The sequence below is a fragment of the Zoogloea sp. genome (assembly GCF_023150065.1).
Lineage (GTDB): Bacteria > Pseudomonadota > Gammaproteobacteria > Burkholderiales > Rhodocyclaceae > Zoogloea.
Window position 1 is genome coordinate 1 of sequence record NZ_JAKLLN010000102.1, and the last position, 762, is coordinate 762.

The 762-nt window shown below is 66.9% G+C and carries 1 protein-coding gene; it reads left to right on the forward strand.

Annotation, left to right across the window (positions count from 1 at the left end; genetic code table 11):
• On the forward strand, window positions 1-762 hold a 762-nt coding region (locus L6Q67_RS23660; protein ID WP_296576008.1), incomplete at both ends, for an HD domain-containing phosphohydrolase.

Below are 762 nucleotides of genomic sequence, written 5' to 3' on the forward strand. Positions count from 1 at the left end.
TCTGGTCCTGGGACATGACGAACTGAGCCGGCGCCTGGAGCGGGAGCAGCGGGAGAAGGCCGACGCGCAGATCCATCTGCAGCGCCTCTCGGCCGAGGTTCAGCAACTGCGCGCCCAGCGCGACGAGGCGCTTCGCGCCCTCGAGCTGTCAAACCAGAACGCCATGTTCCAGCTGGCGAAGGCGGCCGAGGAGAAGGATGGCGAGGCCGGCCAGCACATGCGCAGGATTGGTGTGATCGCGGGGATGATCGCCGAGGCGATCGGCTGCTCCGAGCACTTCTGCGAGCTGATCTGCGATGCGGCCCAGCTCCACGACATCGGCAAGATCGGCATCCACGAGAGCATCCTGTCGAAGCCGGGCGCGCTGACCATCGATGAGTGGAAGCTGGTGCGGGAGCATTCGCGCATCGGCGCCGGCATCCTGTCGGCGTTCCGGTCGCCGGTGATGGATCTGGCGGCCGAGATCTCGATGTCCCACCACGAACACTACTGCGGCGCCGGCTATCCCCTCGGGCTGGCGGGCGAGGCGATTCCGCTGGCCGGGCGGATCGTCGGGCTGGCGGATTTCTTCGATTCGCTGACGATGGACCGCTGCTACCGCAAGGCCATGTCGGACGAGCAGGCGCTGGCGATGATCGCCGAGCGGCGGGGCGAGCAGTTCGACCCGCGTCTCGTCGATGCCTTCCTGCGGATTGCCGATCAGGTCATCCTGGCCCGCGACTCGATCAACGAGATCGAGGCCATCTGCGACCTGCCGGACAT